The organism is Bradyrhizobium elkanii USDA 76, assembly GCF_023278185.1.
Taxonomy (GTDB): Bacteria; Pseudomonadota; Alphaproteobacteria; order Rhizobiales; family Xanthobacteraceae; genus Bradyrhizobium; species Bradyrhizobium elkanii.
The window spans coordinates 6,702,629-6,719,821 of record NZ_CP066356.1 but is presented as its reverse complement, the minus strand read 5'-3'; the positions used below and the strand labels follow the sequence as shown (position 1 = coordinate 6,719,821).

Below are 17,193 nucleotides of genomic sequence, written 5' to 3'. Positions count from 1 at the left end.
ACATCATTTATGGGCGTGGTCATTGACGCGAGCCGCATCCGCCGCGTCGACGAAGTTGCGCTGACGCGCGCTCAGCTGGAGATTTTTCGATAGACCGCCGCGGCGTGGCGCAGCAGCCGGCTCTTGCGCTTCCGCTCGTGGACGCGCTGGTGCTTGGCCTTGCGCTCGTGGGCGCGCTGCGCGGGTGCATCGACGCTCTCGAGCAGCCCGCGACGCACCTCGTCATCGTTCAATTCGCCGAGCAGTTGCTGTCCCTTGCGCAGGTGCTTCAGGATGATCCGCCATGACGCGTATTCGTCCGGGGGCAAGCCGCCCTCCGAGAACTCGATCGCGTAGCGCAGCCGTTTGCTGGCGAGACGGACGCGGTGCCGCTTGTTCTTGCCCATCCCTTGCAGCCCGCGGCTCTTCTGGCACAGCTTGCCATGCCACCGCGCCAGCCGGCGCGCGTGAAAGACCGACACCGGCACCGCGCGCCGTTGCGCGGCACGGGGATCCTGCCGCGTGGTCCAGGGGCCGCTGCCGACCCAGTCCCACATGCCATCGAACCACTGCCAGTAGCGGTCGCTTTGCAACGCCTCCCTGAGGGCGTCGAACGCATCGGTTCGCGCCGTCTGGAGCATGCGTTCTTCGGGCAAGCCCTTGCTGTTCTCGATCGCGACGTCGAGGTCGCGCGTTGCGCCGAGATGTGCGCTCAGCCATTTCAGTTCGGATTTCAGTCGCGTCCACTCGCTATCCGCCACCATCGGGCCGTAGAACGCGATCGCGGCTTTCAGCCGTGTCAGTGCAATGCGGGTCTGATGGAGCGCGGCCGGATCGCCGGAACTCAAGGCCTCGTGATTGGTCGCGACTTCTTCGAGGCATTCGGACAGGATCAGGCGAAAGGCGGTCTCGCAACGCATGGCTTCGCTGAGATGGCGTGCCCGCTTCGGGCGGACAACGCGCTCCCTGTCCGGACTTGCCGCTAACGTCATGACACTCTCGTGACCCCGCTAGGGCCGCAACGCGGCTCCCGGATGCAAAGACTTCCCGTTTGATCGACGTCGATCAAGGGTTTTCTGCCGAGCTGCAGCGCAACGATCGGGCGGCGGGATCAAAATGTCGCAGTTGCGCCGATGGGAAGGGCTTGTTCCGGCGCGAGCGCGTGCTGTTTGGGTGAGTGCGGGGTTCTGAGGCCGCCGAACGCAATGACGGCTCCCCGCCAATGGCCGGATATTTCGTGCACGAAATATCTTGATATTTCGCGTACGAAATATATAACGGCGCTATGAAAGCGGAACACCGGCTGATCTTTCTTCTGACCGTGGCCTATCGCCGGTTGCAGCGCGCCATCGATCAGGAGACGGCCGCCCACGATCTGACCTCGGCTCAGGCCGGCGTGCTGTTCTCTCTCGGGCGCAATGACGGCGCGCTGATCGGCGACGTCTCGCAGGCGCTCGACATCGTGCCGTCGGCGATGAGCGGGCTCGCCGACCGGATGGAGCGTGCAGGCCTCGTGAAGCGCCGGCGCGATGGCGAGGATGGGCGCAGCCAGCGGCTCTATCTGACCGCGGCGGGGCAGGAGCTCGGCAAACGTGCCGCAACGCGGACGAGGGTGATCAACAACCGCCTGATGGACGGGTTCTCGGACGCTGAAATCGACGTGGTGGCGCGTTGGCTGACCAGCCTGCAAGACAAGTTTCCGAAAGACAAGGACAGCTAGAGCGTCTTCAAGCGAAGTGGGTACCGGTTCGCGTGAAGAAGGCGCGTCAAACAGAAAGCAAGCAACAGGAGTGCGGCATGAGTGAAGTGGTCGTAGCGCTGGACGGCGGTGTGCTCACCGTGACGATGGCGCGCCCGGACAAGAAGAATGCGATCACCAATGCGATGTATGGCGCGATGGCCGACGCGCTCGAGCGCGCGGAGGGCGATTCCGCGATCCGCGCCGTGCTGCTGCAGGGCGACGGCGACAGCTTTACCGCAGGCAACGATCTCGCCGACTTCGCGGCAGTGTCGCGCGGCGTGCAGGGCGAGCGCCACGTGACGCGCTTCCTCGCCGCCCTGGCCAAGGCGACGCGGCCGCTGGTTGCCGCCGTGCAGGGCAATGCGGTCGGCATCGGCACCACCATGCTGCTGCATTGCGACCTCGTCTACCTCGCGCCGACCGCGCGGCTGATCACGCCGTTCGTCAATCTGGCGCTGGTGCCGGAGGCGGCTTCGACCTATCTGCTGCCGCAGCGCATCGGCTATGCGCGGGCCTATGCGATGTTCGCGCTCGGCGAACCGGTCGAGGCGGAGACTGCGGTCTCGATCGGCCTCGCCAACGCGGTCGTGCCGCTTGCGGAGCTACGCGCCAAGGCACGCGCGGCGGCGGACGCGCTGGCAAAGCGGCCGTTCGGCTCGCTTCAGCACACCAAGGCGCTGATGCGCGACCCCGCCAGGATCAGCGCGCAAATGGCGCGCGAGGGTGAAATCTTCCAGGAACGGCTGATGAGCGCGGAAGCACGCGAGGCCTTTGCCGCCTTTGCCGAGCGCCGCCAGCCCGATTTCTCCAAGATTGCCGGCTAGGCCCGGAGCGTGGGCCGCCACGCAAGGGCGGCCCCCTTGCTTTGGGGTTGACGGCTTCGCCGGCTTCGAACATCTGCTGTCGGGGCATGGCGCAACCCGGCGAGGCGAGGCATGAGCGACAGTCACACGCTGCGCGGCGACGGAATCGCCGCGACCATTTTGGCGCAGGGCGCCGAATTGTCGTCGCTCGGAAATGCCGACGGGACCGAACTGTTGTGGCAGGCCGGCCCGCAATGGCCGCGCCATGCGCCCATCCTGTTCCCGATCGTCGGCCGATTGAAGAACGATGCGCTGCGCCACAACGGCAAGACCTATCCGATGACGCAGCACGGCTTCGGGCGGGATCGCCGCTTTGCCTGGGTGGAGCAGGGGCCGCGATCCTGCAAGCTCGCGCTCACCGACGATGCTGAGACGCGTGCGCGCTATCCCTTCGCGTTCAGGCTCGAGGTCACCTATAGCGTTGATGGCGCCGATCTCGATGTCGCCTTCGACATCGTCAACACCGGCGCCGAGACGCTGCCGGCCTCGCTCGGCGGTCATCCCGCCTTCAACTGGCCGCTGCTTCCGCGGCTGCGGAAGGAGGCCTACGTGCTGACCTTCGAGAAGGATGAGCCGGCGCCGATCCGGCGGCTGACGGGAGGACTGATGCGGCCGCAGGCCGCGCCGAGTCCGATCAAGGGCAGGGTGCTCGCATTGTCGGAGCAGTTGTTCGACGACGACGCCATGATCCTCGATCAGGTTGCGAGCGCATCGGTTCGCTTTGCTGCTGCGCAGGGGCCTGCGATCGAGGTGTCGTGGCGCGGCTTTCGCGAACTTGGCATCTGGTCGAAGCTCGGCGGCGCAGCGTTCCTCTGCATCGAGCCGTGGCACGGCTTTGCCAGCCCGGTCGAATTCGACGGCGAGTTCGCCGGCAAGCCCGGCCTCATGCACATCGCGCCGGGCGCGCGGCGGTCACTGGGCTATCGCATTCGCGTGAGCTGACGAAGCACAGGTCAATGGGCGCGGGGGCTGAGCGCACTGGTGATCGCGCCGACCGATGGCGGGTTCTCGTTCGCCCAGGCCTCATGCGCGGCCAGGTCGCGGTAATGCTCGGCCATGCGCAGCAGCCGCTCGCGGATGCCGGCATCTTCCTCGCCCTTGGCCTGATCGGTCAATTGTGCGGCGCGTTCGAGAAGCGTTTTCGGATCGATCACGGCAGGCTCCAAATCCGGTTTTCGCCAAGCGGACAACTGCTGCAGGCAAGCACAGTTCCTGGCATGGTTTGATGACGGCGCATTCAGAGCTGGAACACGCCGAGTCCCGCCATCACATCGCGCTTGGTGCGCTCGGTGATCTCCCGGGCTTTCAAGGTTCCGCGCCTGATCACGTCAGCGACATGGTCGCGATTGGCCGCCAGCTCGGCGCGCCGGGTCCGGATCGGTGCGATCAGGGCTTGCAGGATGTCCTCCAGCCGCCGCTTGACGGCTGCGTCGCCGAGACCGCCGCGCCGATAGCGCGCCTTCAATTCCTCGACGGCGTGCTGATCGTCATCGAACGCGTCGAGATAGCTGAAGACGACATTGCCCTCGATCTTGCCGGGGTCGGCGACGCGCAGATGATCGGGATCGGTGAACATCGCACGCACCGCTGCCGAGATGTCCCCGGGCGAGGCCGAGAAAGCGATCGCATTGCCGGCGGACTTGCTCATCTTGGCGCGCCCGTCGACGCCCGGCAGCCGTCCCGCGCGCGGTATGACGGCCACCGCCTCCTGCAGGATCGCACGGCCGGCGAGTGCGTTGACGCGCCTGATGATCTCGTTGGTCTGCTCGATCAGGGGAGCCTGGTCCTCGCCGACCGGCACGACGGTGGCCCGAAACGCGGTGATGTCGGCGGCCTGCGCCACCGGGTAGCACAGGAAGCCCGCCGGGATGTCGCGTCCGAATCCGCGGGCACGGATCTCGTCCTTGATGGTGGGATTGCGCTCCAGCCGCGCGACGGTGACGAGGTTGAGATAGAGCATCGACAATTCCGCGAGCGCCGGCAGCTGCGACTGCAGGCAGATCGAGGTTCGTTCGGGATCGATGCCGACGGCGAGATAATCCAACGCGACCTCGATGACGTTGCCGCGGACCTTGCCGATGTCGTGCGCGTTGTCGGTCAGCGCCTGCATGTCGGCGAGCAGCAGGAACTGCTCGTGACTGTCCTGAAACGCGAGGCGGCTTCGAAGCGAGCCGACGTAATGGCCGAGATGCAGCGGCCCGGTGGTGCGGTCGCCGGTGAGGATGATCGGTTTGGTCACGGCTTGTCTCCATTCGGTTGAATGGGGACACCGCATGCGGGCCGGATAAGGTGAAAGAAAAAGGCCGCCCTATGCGGCGGCCCCGAAATGCATGAACGCGTTCGGCCCGCCTGTCAGTCGGCGAGCCACCAGAGATTGGCGATCAGGATCGAGCGGTTCATGGCGTGAGGCCTAAGGCAATCCAGCGATCCGGTCAAGACGGCGTAGCCAAGGTGCGTACTCTTAGAGTCGGTTGCTGCGAGCCGGCCACCTGATGTCTGCTTCTCCCCAACAGCGGTGTGGGAGCGGACATCGCGGCACCTCGCCTTCGGGCCAGGAGCGGAAATAGCCGAGTGCCCGGCGTTCATGGATTCGGAGTAGCCAAGGTCGATACCGAAACGCTCCTTTATTGCGCGCACTGGACCGACGCGCCGATGCGGTGCGCGTCGGTCAGCGGTGTACTGCGCTCGATTCGGCGACCTGACGGCTGTCGTTGCGCAGCCTGCCGGCGAGCTCTGTAAGTGAGCTTTCCGCTGGTTGCGCGTGGGGTGCCGGGTCAAGATTATCGATACCGGTCGCCACTACCGAGACGCGGACGATACCCTCCAGGCTTTCATCAAACGATGCGCCAATGATGATGTTGGCGTCCTGGTCGGCCTCGTCGCGAATGCGGGTAGCAGCTTCGTCGACCTCGAATAACATCAGGTCCTTGCCGCCAGTGATGGAAATGATGAGGCCGCTGGCACGCTTGATCGAGGGGTCCTCGATCAATGGATTTGAAATCGCGGCTACGGCGGCGGTGACCACGCGGTTTGCGCCGGAAGCCTCGCCTCTGCCCATCATGGCCTTGCCCTTCTCCCGCATGACGGCGAGAACGTCGGCAAAATCGAGGTTGATCAGACCTTCCTTGACTATGAGGTCGCTGATGCAGGCCACACCCGAATAAAGCACCTGATCGGCCAACACGAAAGCATTGGAGAACGTGGTCTTTTCGTTAGCCACCCGGAATAGGTTCTGGTTTGGGATGATCAGCAGAGTATCTACCACCTTAAGTAGTTCCGCGATGCCGGCCTCGGCAAGGCGCATGCGGCGCTGGCCCTCGAAGTGGAACGGCTTGGTGACTACACCGATGGTGAGAATGCCAAGCTCTCGCGCGGTCTTGGCGATAATCGGCGCTGCGCCGGTGCCCGTACCGCCGCCCATGCCGGCAGTAACGAACACCATGTGTGCGCCGGTCAAAGAATCGCGGATCGCGTCGATCGTCTCTTCGGCTGCGGCGCGCCCCACTTCAGGATGCGAGCCAGCGCCGAGACCTTCCGTCACCCGCGTGCCCATCTGGATGAGTCGCTCGGCCTTCGACATGGTAAGCGCCTGTGCATCGGTATTGGCGACGATGAAGTCGACGCCTTGCAGCCCGGCGGCGATCATGTTGTTGACTGCATTGCCACCGGCACCGCCGACCCCAAACACGGTAATGCGCGCCTTCATCTCGCAAATATCGGTCATTCTTGCCTCACAATTGCTCTACCGAGCTGGGGAATGAGAGCTATACACCAGGATTTTGCTCCTAAAGTGAGCGCGGCAAGCGCAGTCGCTTAGCAAGCGACGAGCGGCCACTGGCGAGATTTTCAGGCGCGCACCTGGCGCGGCATATGTCAGCGTCTTGGCGGACACTGGCTGTTCCTGGAACGAACCGAGCGGCAATCGGCTGATGATGACCAGGCTATGAGGTTAGGCTAGGCCGCGATGGTTAACGAATTCCTAACGGGCGAGCAGCGGTCATAATTCCGCGCCGCCGCAGTGTCCGATTTGGGCCCGAAACTGGACATCAACAGGACGATGGCAAAGTCATGGTCGCTTGTCGGCGGCCATAGCCCGATGCACTTTTTCGCTTTGCCTTGATCGCGGCTTCAATCTTGATCCATCCCGGCAATGACGCCAAGAAACCAGCCGCTGAAGAAAGAGGCGCTAAGCATCATGAGATTGGCCTTTGCGGACAGACCAAGCTCATCTTGAAGATGATCAAATCCGATCAGAACCAGCAGCGTGCAAATTAGAGCGCAGAATGCGGGCCAAAGCGCCCGCCGCCGCGCTGCGAGCCGCTGGGCCGGGGCAGCCCCCCGAGAGTTTCGTGATAGAATCCAGGCCCGACGGAACGATACCTCGAAACTCAAGACGACCACGATCAGACAGGCGGCCAGGAAGTACATGGAAATAATCCTTCGTGCCTGAAGGGTTTATCGGCTCGTTCCAAAGAAAGACTTGCCGAGCAGATCGAAGTTTATCAATTGCGATATTGGTTCCGTAACTGAGCTCGATGCGCACAAGGTCCGCATTGGGTCAAAAGGCGTCCATGGCGGCCAGAATAGGCCAGGTCCGCTCCGTACCATTGAGCCGACATTGTGCTGGTTAAAGCGATCTTCGGCTGCGGGCCAAGCCCCGGCTCATGCGATGCACACAACAGGAGACGGGGATTCGTTCATGCGGCGGGTGCTTCCGAGGCGGTCTGTTTGATCATGTTGCTGCCAGGACGCGATTGGGCGTCACCAAGTCCGCGTTGAACCGTCATCAATCCAGCGGGGACTAACCATTCAGCGCGGCTGGTCCAACCGCAAGCGGGACAAGACCGCGAAGCCGCCGCAGCCGAATGCCTTATATGGACCCTCTCCATGTCCGACACCCATGTCCGCGATCCCTCGTGGAAAACCGATTTAATCTGGCACTATTTCCACACCGTCACGACGGCGGCCAAGGCACCCGCCGCCTATCGCAAGTTCTACAGCAATCAGGACGCCGGCGACGAATTGGACAGCCGCCATCGTGTCTATGAAATGCTGGTGGATGAACAGCTGCACACCCTTCCCACCCTGGCGGCGACCGCTGACGCGTCGATGCAAAACTACAAGAAGAGCAAGCTGCCGTGGAACCAGAACAATGACGGTTTCCTCAAGGCAGTGAACAATGAATATTGGTGCGGTTCGATCATCAAGATCGTGTTTGTCCGCTATATGGGCTGGAAAATGGCCGAACCGACCGCGCGCGACCAGGTGAGCGCGGGCCGCGATCCCGGCAAAGCGGTGGACTGGACAATCAAGAATCTCGAAAACAAGGTGCCGGTGCGGGCCTCCCTCGGCGGCGCCCATTATGTGGGCATCGTCGGCCACCGTACATCGGGAGCCGACGGCAAGATCATCGAGTTTCTGTGCCTCGACCCATGGGCCTATGGCATCGACGGGGGCAATCGGGACATGAAATACGCCGGTACAAAGACCGCCTTTCTCGGGATCAGCAAACGCGACGGCGCGATATGGACCTACAGCAATAAGGCCGTCGCCTTCGTCGAACGGCCATCCTAGAGCGTTTTCGAGCGAAGTGGACACCGGTTCGCGTGAAGAAAACGCGTCAAAACAAGAATCTAGAGCCCCGTTCCGAGTCCATCGGAACGGGAAAAGCTCTAGGAAATCATATCCGGCCGGCGGCGCCGGAACGTCGGTCAGGACCCGGACGCAGACGTTCCGATAATGTGCGACCAGTCTCTATGCGCTCCGCCTGACCTCAGCAATGATGAGGCTTTCAAGCTCCTTGACGGCTTCTTCTTCAGTAACGCCGCTAACGAGCGCCACTTCTCCGGACAGGCGTTCGACTGCCGCAGCGTACAGCTGTCGTTCGCTGTAGCTCTGCTCGGAATTGACCGCGGGCCGATAGAGATCGCGCATGACCTCCGCGATAGCGACAATATTGCCCGAATTGATCTTGCTTTCGTATTCTTGAGCAAGCCGCGACCAATTACCCCGCGCCTTGTGCGGCGCCTGCCCCAGGATTCGTCGCATGTGCTCGATGGAAACGGGATCGGACAGTCGACGCATTCCGGCGTTTGCCGCCTTCCTCGTCGGAACGCGTAGCGTCATCTTGCTCTTCGCGAAATAGACGACAAAGAACTCGAGGCAAGCCCCCGCCACTGTCTGTTCCTCAATCGCTACAATTTGGCCGACGCCATGCGCAGGGTATACGATCAAGTCCGTTGCCCTGAATCCAAAGCGTGTCTCGCCGTCCTGGCCCTCATTCGCTTTGTCGGCGGAGGTCGCTGATGCTGAATGTGTGCGGTTCGAATAACTCGATCTGGTCTGATTATAGAAATTCATTTCGCGACAAGCTCCATGGCTTCCGGAATTGGCTCATGGCAATTCCAGCTCTGATCAATCACGCGTCTGAAACAAACTGCCGGGCTGGAAATGATTCATGTTGCCCGATCTGATCCCCAACAAATAAGCCGCGAGCGCGTGGGCCGCCACGAGAATGACGCCTCCAATGTCCATTCCCTTCGATCGCTGTGGCTTCTTGGCAACGTGTTCCCACTCGGCGAAATCAATCGTTCCGTGCCGATGAAACGAACATTTGCCAAACCCAGGCGACGGGACACCGGAGCAATCGGTGGAACCGGCAGGGATGCACACGTCTGCGACGCGCGATGACAAGCTCGCCGCGAGCTACCTTGCCCTCGTTCATGGCGCATCGATCAGGCTATGGCTGCGCGCTCCGATGTCCGCTTCCGGAGAATAAGCGGACATCGCGAAGCCACGTTGAAATCGGTCGAGAATGACCAATGGAGACACTGAAGGCTCGCTTCGACAGGCAACTCCGGCTCGCGCGCGACCAAAGCAATTCAGTCTTCCGAGCGCAGGGCCGCTTCGATGCGCTGGATCAGCCGCTCCCGCAGCGAAGGCACCGCGTTGCCGAGAACGGCGAAGGTGCGGACGACCGGCAAATACGGCTCCATTGCCGCCGTTAGCTCCGCGAGAGATATGCCGGCCAGCCGAGCATATTCGGATTGCGCCGCCGCATTGATCGCGCGCGGCCGCTCCGGATTGTCGGCGACTTCCGGCCCGAGCTCCGACAGGATCACGTGCAAGAACCCAAGCTCGAGGACGGCGGGCCCGCGCATCGCGCTGACCCAGTCGACCAGCTTTGGGCCTTCCGCTGTCATGATCACGTTACCGGGGCTCAGGTCGGTATGGCAAAGCCCGTCGCCCGGCGGCAAGCGATCGATCAGCGCGAGGATTTCAGTGGCGATGTGCTTCGGGAGCTTGCCGTCGTCGTGCCCCAACTGAACCTCCATATACTCGCGCATGGAGAGGACCTCCGGCGGCCGGGGCGTCTTGTGAATGGACAAGGCAAGAGCCGCGACGATCGCGCCGGCCTGTTCGAACGTCACCGCGCCGGTTCGGGTTAGCTGCAGCAGGGTCGGTCCGTCGAGGCGCTGCAGCACGATGCCGAAGCGCCCGTCCAGGGTCACCTCGCCGAACACCTCGGGCACCGGAACGCCGACGGCGTGGACGGCACGGATCATGCGCACCTCGAACCAGGGCATCCGCCGCGGCAAGCCGGGCTTGAACAGTTTGACGACTTGCCCCGGTGCCCAGGCGTAGGCTTCGGAGTAGGCGCCTTCACCGATCTTTTCCCCCAGCGATCCCTGCATCTTTAGCCCCCGTGTTGCTGTGACCCTCACCCTATGGTCACTCGTCATAGGCGGTGCGAAGCGACGCCGTTCTTGGAACGGCTATGGCCGGGCATGCCGCCTTCGCTGAAGCTTCGGCGGCCGAGCGAGGATGTTGGCCCGGCGTAGCCTCGTAAACGGGATGACCGAGAGCAATCACCCCGCCGCGCGCAGGGCCGCCTCGACGCGCTGGATCAGCCGCTCCCGCATGTCAGGCATGGCCCCGCCGAGCAAGAGGAAGACGCGGACGATCGGCAAATAGGGCTGCATCGCCGCCGTCAGCGCCGCAGGGGCTATGCCGGCCAGCCGCGCATACTCCGCCTGCAGAACCGAATTGACCGTGGCCCGCTCCGGATCGTCGGCGTATTCCGGATCAAGCTCGGCAATCAGGACATGGCACTGTGCAATCTCGTAGGCGGCGGGCGCACGAGCCGCGCCGAGCCAGTCGATCAGTCTCGGACCCTGCGCCGTCATGATCACGTTGCCGGGGTGAAGATCGGAATGGCACAGCACGTCATCGGGCGCGAGGTGCTCGATCAGCGCGAGGACGCCGGTGGTGATGCGCTCCGGAAGCACGCTGCCGCCGAACCGCAATCTGGCGTCCATCGCCTCGCGCAGCGAGAGTGCGTCCGGCGGCGGTCGCGTCTTGTGAACGGCAAGGCAGAGCGTCGCAAGGATTGCGCCCGCTTGTTCACGCGTGATGGCGCCGGTGCGCGTAGCCTGCGTCAGGGTCGGCCCATCGAACCGCGGCAGCACGATGCCAAAGCGGCCGTCCAGGGCGACTTCGCCGAGCACCTCCGGCGCCGGGCCGCCGGCGGCGAAGACCGCACGGGTCATTTGCGTCTGGTGCTGGACGACCCACTGCGGGATACCCGGCTTGGACAACTTGACGACCTGACCGGGCGCCCAGGCGTGGACGTCAGCGAAGACGCCCTGGCCGATCTTCTCTCCCAGCGATCCCCGCATGCCCGTTCTCCGCCGTGCAGAGGAAACTCCGGCGGCGAGCAAAAAGGAACCCCTCCAGTCGCGGCCGCCGGACACTATGATCGCGTTTCAACCTGCAGAGACCTTCGTCCACTCCGCTAAATGCTGCTTAGTCCGGTTGCGGCCCAAAACCGACATGCCGTAGTCACCCAGCGATGTCCGGTTTTAGGGGTAGAGCCGGCATGGCGGATTCATGAGTCCGCCTAGTTGAACGCCATGCCGCCGCTCATCGCGATGGTCTGTCCGGTCATGTAGGGATTATTGACCAGCAGCATCACGGCCTGCGCGACCTCCTCGGCGGTGCCGAAACGGCCCATCGGAATGCGGCTGACCAGCTCGCTCTGTCCCCTCATCATGTCGGTCTCGATCAGCGAGGGCGCGACGGCGTTGACGGTGATGCCCTCCTTGACGAGGCGCGCAGCGTAGCCGCGGGTCATGCCCTCCATGGCCGCCTTCGATGCATTGTAATGCGGCCCGATCGAGCCGGCGCCGCGCGCGGCGCCGGAGGAGATGTTGACGATGCGGCCCCATTTCCGGGTGCGCATCATCGGCAGCACCGCCTGCGTGCAGAGAAACGCCGATTTGAGATTGACCGTGATGGTGCGGTCGAAGTCCTCTTCGGTGAGGTCGTCGACACCCCTGACGATGGCGATGCCGGCATTGTTGACGAGGATGTCGACCGGGCCGAGCTCGGATTTGGCGCGCTCGACCAGCGTGGCGACGGCGGCCGCTTCCGAGACGTCGGCGGCGATCGCGACGGCGCGGCCACCGGCGGCGGTGATGCCCTTCGCCAGCGTCTCCGCCGCGGCCGAGCGCTCGCGATAATTGATGGCGACGGCGGCGCCGGCATCCGCCAGCATCTTGACGATCGCCGCACCAATGCCGCGCGATCCGCCGGTCACCAGCGCCACATGTCCGTGCAGACTGCTTGTTGTCATCTGGTCACCCTGTTCGACGTATGCTCGCAGGCTCGCAAACGAGAAGGCGCGGCGCAACGCAACTCTGCTCAAATCTGCGTTGCGGGGGGCGCCGAGTGGCGAAAAACCGGCTTCTTGGGCCGGAATCGGCCTTGCGTCCGGCCCGGGCCGGCGGCAATGGTTGGGGCATCACTTCTTGGCCCACCCACGAGAGATCGATGAGCAAACTGATTGTCCGCGCCGGCGAGTTCACCTTTGACGCCCGTTTCGAGGAGCAGCTGGCGCCGAAGACGGTCGCCGCGTTCCGCAAGGCGATGCCGTTCGAGAGCCAGGCGATCCACGTGCGCTGGAGCGGCGAGGGCGTCTGGATGCCGCTCGGCGATCTCGACTTCGGCGTGTCCTACGAGAACCACACCAGCTATCCGGCGCCGGGCCAGATCATCCTCTATCCCGGTGGCATCAGTGAGACCGAGATCCTGCTCGCCTATGGCGGCGTGCATTTCGCCAGCAAGATGGGCCAGCTCGCCGGCAATCATTTCATCACGCTGACCTCGGGGCTGGAGAACCTCACCGCGTTCGGCAAGACCGTGTTGTGGAAGGGCGCGCAGAATATCCGCTTCGAGGAAATCTGATGTGACCGAGGCCCGCTATCCGCGCGACCTCCGCGGCTACGGCCGCAATCCGCCCGATCCGAAATGGCCCGACGCGGCGCGCATCGCCGTGCAATTCGTGGTCAATTTCGAGGAGGGCGGCGAGAACAACGTCCTGCACGGTGATCGCGCCTCGGAAGCGTTTCTGTCCGACGTGCTCGGCGCGCAGCCCTGGGTCGGCCAGCGTCACGCCAATATCGAAACGATGTTCGAATATGGCTCGCGCGCCGGCTTCTGGCGGCTGTGGCGGATCTTCACCGCGCGGAAGCTGCCGGCCACGGTGTTCGGCGTCGCGATGGCGCTGAAGCGCAATCCGGACGTCGTCGCCGCGATGCAGGAGGCGGGCTGGGACATCGCGAGCCACAGCCTGCGCTGGGTCGAGCACAAGGATATGTCGGAGGACGAGGAGCGTGAGGAGATCGCCCGCGCCATCGCCGTCCACACCGAAGCCACCGGCGCGCGGCCGCTCGGCTGGTACACCGGCCGCTCCTCGATCAACACGATGCGGCTTTTGATGGAGGCGGGCGGCTTGCGCTATCTCTGCGATTCCTATGCCGACGATCTGCCGTACTGGATCAAGGCAGCCGGCACCGAGCCGCATCTCGTGATTCCCTATACGCTGGATGCCAACGACATGCGCTTCATCAACGCGCAGGGCTTTGGCGGCGGCGAGGAGTTCTACACCTATTTGAAAGACAGTTTCGACGTGCTCTACGCCGAAGGAGCGACGTCACCGAAGATGATGTCGATCGGCCTGCATTGCCGTGTGGTCGGGCGTCCCGGCCGCGCCGCCGCGCTGATGCGCTTTCTCGACTACATCCAGAAGCACGAGCACGTCTGGGTGCCGACGCGGCTTGCGATCGCCGAGCATTGGCATGCCAATCTGAAGCATCTCGCCGCGGAAGCGTTCGAGATCGCCTAGTTTGGCGTTGATATGACGCGGAGCGCTGATAAACCGGCCTCGTCGTTGCAATGGCGGGATTTTGCCGGGATCGCGCGCCACAAACTCCGGTGTCGTCCCTGCGAAAGCAGGGACCCATACGCCGCGGCGGATGTAGTGGACGGGATTCGTCGTTCCAGCGCTGCACAACAATCAGCATTCGTGGTTATGGGTCCCTGCTTTCGCAGGGACGACATCTTCGTGTGGCCAGAGCTGTTTGTCATTGCGAGCGAAGCAATGACGCGGATGGTCAGTGCCCCGCCATGTGCCGGCCGATCTCGGTGAGGTCGGCCTCGCTGGCGCGGGCCTCGTGGACGAAGGCGCCGTGGAACATCACGACCAGCCGGTCCGACAATTCCAGCAGCTCGTCGAGGTCCTCGCTGACCAACAGCACCGCCGCGCCGCGGTTGCGGGCGGCCATGATCTCGGCGTGGATCTGCGCCACCGCCGCGAAGTCGAGCCCGAAGCACGGATTGGCGGCGATCAGCACCTCGACGTCGCCCGAGAGCTCGCGCGCCAGCACCGCGCGCTGCACATTGCCGCCCGACAGTGCCGCGATCGGCGTCTCCGGCGTGCGGGTCTTGATCTTGTAGCGGTTGATCTTGCGCTCGGCGTCGTTGCGGAAGGCGGCACGGTTCAGCCACCAGCCGCCGCGCGCGAACGGGGCGCGATCGAACTCGCGGAATGCGATGTTGTCGGCGACGCTCATGCCGCCGACGCAGGCGTTCTTCAGCGGCTCTTCCGGCAACAGCGACATCCTGTGGCGCCGCATCTCCGCGCGGCTCGCCGCATAGGTCTCGCCCTGGACGCGGATCACGCCGCTCTCGGCCTCGCGCTGGCCGGCCAGGACCTCGACGAGCTGGCGCTGGCCGTTGCCGGACACGCCGGCGATGCCGACGATCTCGCCGCTCTTCACGGTCAGCGACACGCCGTGCACGGCGATCGCGCCGGCATCGTCGAGCGCGGTGAGCTTGTCGAGCTCGAGCCGCGGCGCGCCGGTCTCGCCGGTGCGCGGCGGTTGCACCGTCAGCTGTTCGGCGCCGATCATGGTGCGGGCCATCTCGTCCGGCGTCAGGTCGGCGACCCGGCCGCTGCCGGCAAGCTTGCCGCGACGCAGGATGGTCACCTCGTCGGCAAAGGCCATCACCTCGCGGAACTTGTGCGTGATCATCAGGATGGTGAGCTCGCCCGCGACCACCATCGCGCGCAGCATGCCGAGCACCTCATCGGCTTCGCCCGGCGTCAGCACCGAGGTCGGCTCGTCCAGGATCAGGAAGCGCCGCTTCAGGTACAGCTGCTTGAGGATCTCGCATTTCTGCCGTTCGCCGGCGGAGATGTCGGCGACCTTTGCGTCGAGCGGCACCTTGAACGGCATCCGCGCCAGGAAGGCATCGAGCTCCTTCTTCTCCTTGCGCCAGTCGACCATCGCAGGCACGTCGTCGCGCGCCAGCACCAGATTCTCGGCGACCGTCATCGCCGGCACCAGCGTGAAATGCTGGTAGACCATGCCGAGCCCGAGCGCATGCGCGTCCTTCGGATTGGCGATGGCCTGCTGGCGGCCACCGACCAGGATGTCGCCTTCGGTGGCGTGGTAATAGCCCATGATGCATTTCACCAGCGTGCTCTTGCCCGCGCCGTTCTCGCCGAGCAGCGCGTGGAACGAGCCTGGACGCACCTTGAGCTCGACATTGTCGAGCGCTGTGAAATCGCCGAACCGCATGGTCATGGCGATGGCGTCGACGCCGAACGCGCCTGACGGTGCGGGCGGCTCGCCGATGATCACGACAGCGCCCCGATCAGGTCGGCGGATCTGGTCACTGCGCCGAACACGCCGCCCTGCATCTTGATCATCTTCACCGCGTGGTCGTGGTTGCTCTTGTCGGTCGCGCCGCAGCAATCCTCGACCAGCACGCATTCGAAGCCGCGGTCGTTGGCCTCGCGCATCGTGGTGTGCACGCAGACATCGGTGGTGATGCCGGTCAGCACGATGTTCTCGATGCCGCGCAGCCGCAGCATCAGCTCGAGGTCGGTGGCACAGAACGAGCCTTTGCCGGGCTTGTCGATAACGGGCTCGCCCGGCAGCGGCGCGAGGTCCGGAATGATCTCCCAGCCGGGCTCGCCGCGCACCAGGATCCGGCCGCAGGGGCCGGGATCGCCGATCCCGGCGCCGATCTGGCGCGAGCGCCAGCGCTTGTTGGCGGGCAGGTCGGCCAGATCGGGCCGATGCCCCTCGCGGGTGTGGATGATGTGAAAGCCCTGCGCGCGCATCACCGCGAGCAGCTTCCTGATCGGCTCGATCGGCGCCCGGGTCAGCGAGAGGTCGTAGCCCATCTTGTCGACATAGCCGCCGACGCCGCAGAAATCCGTCTGCATGTCGATGATGATGAGCGCGGTATTCTCTGGCCGCAGGTCGCCGTTGTAGGGCCAGGCGTAGGGCTCGGATTTGACGAAGCGCTCGGGCATGGAATGATCTCGCGGTCTATCGGGTGATGGACAATTCGGCGGGCGCGCCGGTCAGCGTGCGCTTCGGCGAGCAGGTGATGATCATGATCGCCAGCGTCAGGATGTAGGGCGCGGCGTTGAAGAGGTGATAGCCGGAGGTGATGCCGACCGATTGCAGCGCCGGGCCCAGCGCGGCGGCGCCGCCGAACGCGAGCGACGCCCACAGGCAGAGCATCGGGTCCCAGCGCGCGAAGATGACAAGTGCGACCGCAGTGATGCCCTGTCCGGAGGAGAGGCCTTCATTCCAGCTGCCGGGATAGAACAGCGACAGGAATGAGCCGCCGATGCCGGCGAGGAAACCGCCGACCATGGTGGCGCGCAGCCGGATCAGCAGCACCGAATGACCCATCGCGCGCGCCGCATCGGCGCTCTCGCCGGCGGTGCGGATCAACAGGCCCCAGCGCGTGGTCCTGAACGCCCAGTAGAGCAGCGGCGCGATCGCGACGCCGATCAGGAACAGCACGTTGATGCGCAGCGCCGCGCGCACCTGTGGGATGTCGCTCCACCAGCCGAAATCGATCGCCGGCAGCCTTGCCGCCGTCGGCTCGATCAGCGGCTTGCCGAGGAAGAACGCGAGGCCGGTGCCGAGCAGCATCAAGGCGATGCCGACCGCGATGTCGTTGACCCGCGGCAGCGAGCAGATCCCGGCATGCAGCGCGCCGAACAGGGCGCCGGTGATGCCGGCCGCGAGCACGCCTAACCACGGCGAGCCGGAGAGATAGGAGATGCCGTAGGCGCTCATCGCGCCCATCACCAGCGTGCCCTCGAGGCCGAGATTGATGCGGCCGCTTCGCTCGGTGATGCATTCGCCGAGGCTGACGAACAGGAACGGCGTCGAGACGCGGATGGCGCCGCCGAACACGGCGAGCGGGACGGTCCACAGCCCGAGCGATGCATCCGCCATG

18 protein-coding genes are annotated in these 17,193 nt (G+C 64.4%); 6 read left to right on the top strand and 12 right to left on the bottom strand.

Annotation, left to right across the window (positions count from 1 at the left end; genetic code table 11):
- Positions 1-71: 71 nt before the first annotated feature.
- The gene (locus tag JEY66_RS32230; protein WP_240537027.1) at positions 72-971 is read right to left on the bottom strand and encodes a CHAD domain-containing protein; all 900 of its coding nucleotides are present in this window, start codon (positions 969-971) and stop codon (positions 72-74) included.
- A gap of 293 nt (positions 972-1,264) precedes the next feature.
- Between JEY66_RS32230 and JEY66_RS32225 the strand changes: the two genes are divergently transcribed.
- From JEY66_RS32225 to JEY66_RS32215, 3 genes are all read left to right on the top strand, one after another.
- Positions 1,265-1,699: a MarR family winged helix-turn-helix transcriptional regulator gene (locus JEY66_RS32225; protein WP_016843070.1), complete on the top strand. Its 435-nt coding sequence runs from the start codon at positions 1,265-1,267 to the stop codon at positions 1,697-1,699.
- Positions 1,700-1,776: 77 nt separating this feature from the next.
- The gene (locus JEY66_RS32220) at positions 1,777-2,544 is read left to right on the top strand and encodes an enoyl-CoA hydratase-related protein (RefSeq protein ID WP_018270381.1); all 768 of its coding nucleotides are present in this window, start codon (positions 1,777-1,779) and stop codon (positions 2,542-2,544) included.
- 111 nt (positions 2,545-2,655) lie between these two features.
- Positions 2,656-3,525, top strand: a complete 870-nt coding sequence (locus JEY66_RS32215) for an aldose 1-epimerase family protein (RefSeq protein ID WP_016843072.1) — start codon at positions 2,656-2,658, stop codon at positions 3,523-3,525.
- Between the two features lie 11 nt (positions 3,526-3,536).
- On the opposite strand, the gene JEY66_RS32210 is transcribed toward JEY66_RS32215, so the two are convergent.
- The 4 genes from JEY66_RS32210 to JEY66_RS32195 form a co-directional block, all read right to left on the bottom strand.
- Positions 3,537-3,737: a hypothetical protein gene (locus JEY66_RS32210; RefSeq protein ID WP_016843073.1), complete on the bottom strand. Its 201-nt coding sequence runs from the start codon at positions 3,735-3,737 to the stop codon at positions 3,537-3,539.
- Positions 3,738-3,820: 83 nt separating this feature from the next.
- Entirely contained in the window at positions 3,821-4,822 is a 1,002-nt protein-coding gene (gene trpS / locus JEY66_RS32205) for a tryptophan--tRNA ligase (RefSeq protein ID WP_016843074.1), read from the bottom strand.
- A 429-nt stretch (positions 4,823-5,251) separates the two neighbouring features.
- Complete coding sequence (ftsZ, locus tag JEY66_RS32200; RefSeq protein WP_016843076.1) at positions 5,252-6,307, bottom strand: cell division protein FtsZ; 1,056 nt, start codon at positions 6,305-6,307, stop codon at positions 5,252-5,254.
- A gap of 404 nt (positions 6,308-6,711) precedes the next feature.
- A complete protein-coding gene (locus tag JEY66_RS32195) occupies positions 6,712-7,011 on the bottom strand; it encodes a hypothetical protein (RefSeq protein ID WP_016843077.1) in 300 nt (99 codons plus the stop codon).
- A gap of 459 nt (positions 7,012-7,470) precedes the next feature.
- Here JEY66_RS32195 and JEY66_RS32190 point away from each other — a divergent pair, with 459 nt between their 5' ends.
- Positions 7,471-8,157: a hypothetical protein gene (locus JEY66_RS32190; protein WP_016843078.1), complete on the top strand. Its 687-nt coding sequence runs from the start codon at positions 7,471-7,473 to the stop codon at positions 8,155-8,157.
- A gap of 180 nt (positions 8,158-8,337) precedes the next feature.
- Here JEY66_RS32190 and JEY66_RS32185 read toward each other — a convergent pair whose 3' ends face one another.
- The 4 genes from JEY66_RS32185 to JEY66_RS32170 form a co-directional block, all read right to left on the bottom strand.
- A complete protein-coding gene (locus tag JEY66_RS32185; RefSeq protein WP_016843079.1) occupies positions 8,338-8,943 on the bottom strand; it encodes a CarD family transcriptional regulator in 606 nt (201 codons plus the stop codon).
- Positions 8,944-9,464: 521 nt separating this feature from the next.
- Entirely contained in the window at positions 9,465-10,277 is an 813-nt protein-coding gene (locus JEY66_RS32180; RefSeq protein WP_018270382.1) for an aminoglycoside phosphotransferase family protein, read from the bottom strand.
- 174 nt (positions 10,278-10,451) lie between these two features.
- On the bottom strand, positions 10,452-11,261 hold the full coding sequence (locus tag JEY66_RS32175; RefSeq protein ID WP_018270383.1) for a phosphotransferase: 810 nt from the start codon (positions 11,259-11,261) through the stop codon (positions 10,452-10,454).
- 221 nt (positions 11,262-11,482) lie between these two features.
- Positions 11,483-12,217 (bottom strand): SDR family NAD(P)-dependent oxidoreductase, encoded by a 735-nt coding sequence (locus tag JEY66_RS32170; protein ID WP_026192445.1) that lies wholly within the window; start codon positions 12,215-12,217, stop codon positions 11,483-11,485.
- A gap of 197 nt (positions 12,218-12,414) precedes the next feature.
- Between JEY66_RS32170 and JEY66_RS32165 the strand changes: the two genes are divergently transcribed.
- Together JEY66_RS32165 and puuE are read left to right on the top strand one after the other, a co-directional pair.
- Positions 12,415-12,828: a DUF3830 family protein gene (locus JEY66_RS32165; RefSeq protein ID WP_016843084.1), complete on the top strand. Its 414-nt coding sequence runs from the start codon at positions 12,415-12,417 to the stop codon at positions 12,826-12,828.
- Position 12,829: 1 nt separating this feature from the next.
- Positions 12,830-13,768: an allantoinase PuuE gene (gene puuE / locus JEY66_RS32160; RefSeq protein WP_018270385.1), complete on the top strand. Its 939-nt coding sequence runs from the start codon at positions 12,830-12,832 to the stop codon at positions 13,766-13,768.
- Between the two features lie 268 nt (positions 13,769-14,036).
- Here puuE and JEY66_RS32155 read toward each other — a convergent pair whose 3' ends face one another.
- The 3 genes from JEY66_RS32155 to JEY66_RS32145 are packed head-to-tail and all read right to left on the bottom strand — an operon-like array spanning position 14,037 to position 17,192.
- Positions 14,037-15,569, bottom strand: a complete 1,533-nt coding sequence (locus tag JEY66_RS32155; RefSeq protein WP_016843086.1) for an ABC transporter ATP-binding protein — start codon at positions 15,567-15,569, stop codon at positions 14,037-14,039.
- On the bottom strand, positions 15,566-16,249 hold the full coding sequence (biuH, locus tag JEY66_RS32150) for a biuret amidohydrolase (protein WP_018270386.1): 684 nt from the start codon (positions 16,247-16,249) through the stop codon (positions 15,566-15,568). Before biuH ends, JEY66_RS32155 begins: the two co-directional genes overlap by 4 nt.
- 16 nt (positions 16,250-16,265) lie before the next feature.
- Positions 16,266-17,192 carry an ABC transporter permease gene (locus tag JEY66_RS32145; RefSeq protein WP_018270387.1) on the bottom strand — a complete coding sequence of 309 codons (927 nt, stop codon included), beginning with the start codon at positions 17,190-17,192 and terminating at the stop codon, positions 16,266-16,268.
- Between the last annotated feature and the right edge of the window lies 1 nt (position 17,193).

Coding starts and splice junctions, on each gene's coding strand:
- biuH (WP_018270386.1), bottom strand. CDS start 16,249: ATGCCCGAGCGCTTCGTCAAATCCGAGCCCTACGCCTGGCCCTACAAC.
- JEY66_RS32190 (WP_016843078.1), top strand. CDS start 7,471: ATGTCCGACACCCATGTCCGCGATCCCTCGTGGAAAACCGATTTAATC.
- JEY66_RS32215 (WP_016843072.1), top strand. CDS start 2,656: ATGAGCGACAGTCACACGCTGCGCGGCGACGGAATCGCCGCGACCATT.
- JEY66_RS32175 (WP_018270383.1), bottom strand. CDS start 11,261: ATGCGGGGATCGCTGGGAGAGAAGATCGGCCAGGGCGTCTTCGCTGAC.
- JEY66_RS32170 (WP_026192445.1), bottom strand. CDS start 12,217: ATGACAACAAGCAGTCTGCACGGACATGTGGCGCTGGTGACCGGCGGA.
- JEY66_RS32195 (WP_016843077.1), bottom strand. CDS start 7,011: ATGTACTTCCTGGCCGCCTGTCTGATCGTGGTCGTCTTGAGTTTCGAG.
- JEY66_RS32230 (WP_240537027.1), bottom strand. CDS start 971: ATGACGTTAGCGGCAAGTCCGGACAGGGAGCGCGTTGTCCGCCCGAAG.
- JEY66_RS32185 (WP_016843079.1), bottom strand. CDS start 8,943: ATGAATTTCTATAATCAGACCAGATCGAGTTATTCGAACCGCACACAT.
- ftsZ (WP_016843076.1), bottom strand. CDS start 6,307: ATGACCGATATTTGCGAGATGAAGGCGCGCATTACCGTGTTTGGGGTC.
- JEY66_RS32180 (WP_018270382.1), bottom strand. CDS start 10,277: ATGCAGGGATCGCTGGGGGAAAAGATCGGTGAAGGCGCCTACTCCGAA.
- JEY66_RS32220 (WP_018270381.1), top strand. CDS start 1,777: ATGAGTGAAGTGGTCGTAGCGCTGGACGGCGGTGTGCTCACCGTGACG.
- JEY66_RS32225 (WP_016843070.1), top strand. CDS start 1,265: ATGAAAGCGGAACACCGGCTGATCTTTCTTCTGACCGTGGCCTATCGC.
- JEY66_RS32145 (WP_018270387.1), bottom strand. CDS start 17,192: ATGGCGGATGCATCGCTCGGGCTGTGGACCGTCCCGCTCGCCGTGTTC.
- JEY66_RS32165 (WP_016843084.1), top strand. CDS start 12,415: ATGAGCAAACTGATTGTCCGCGCCGGCGAGTTCACCTTTGACGCCCGT.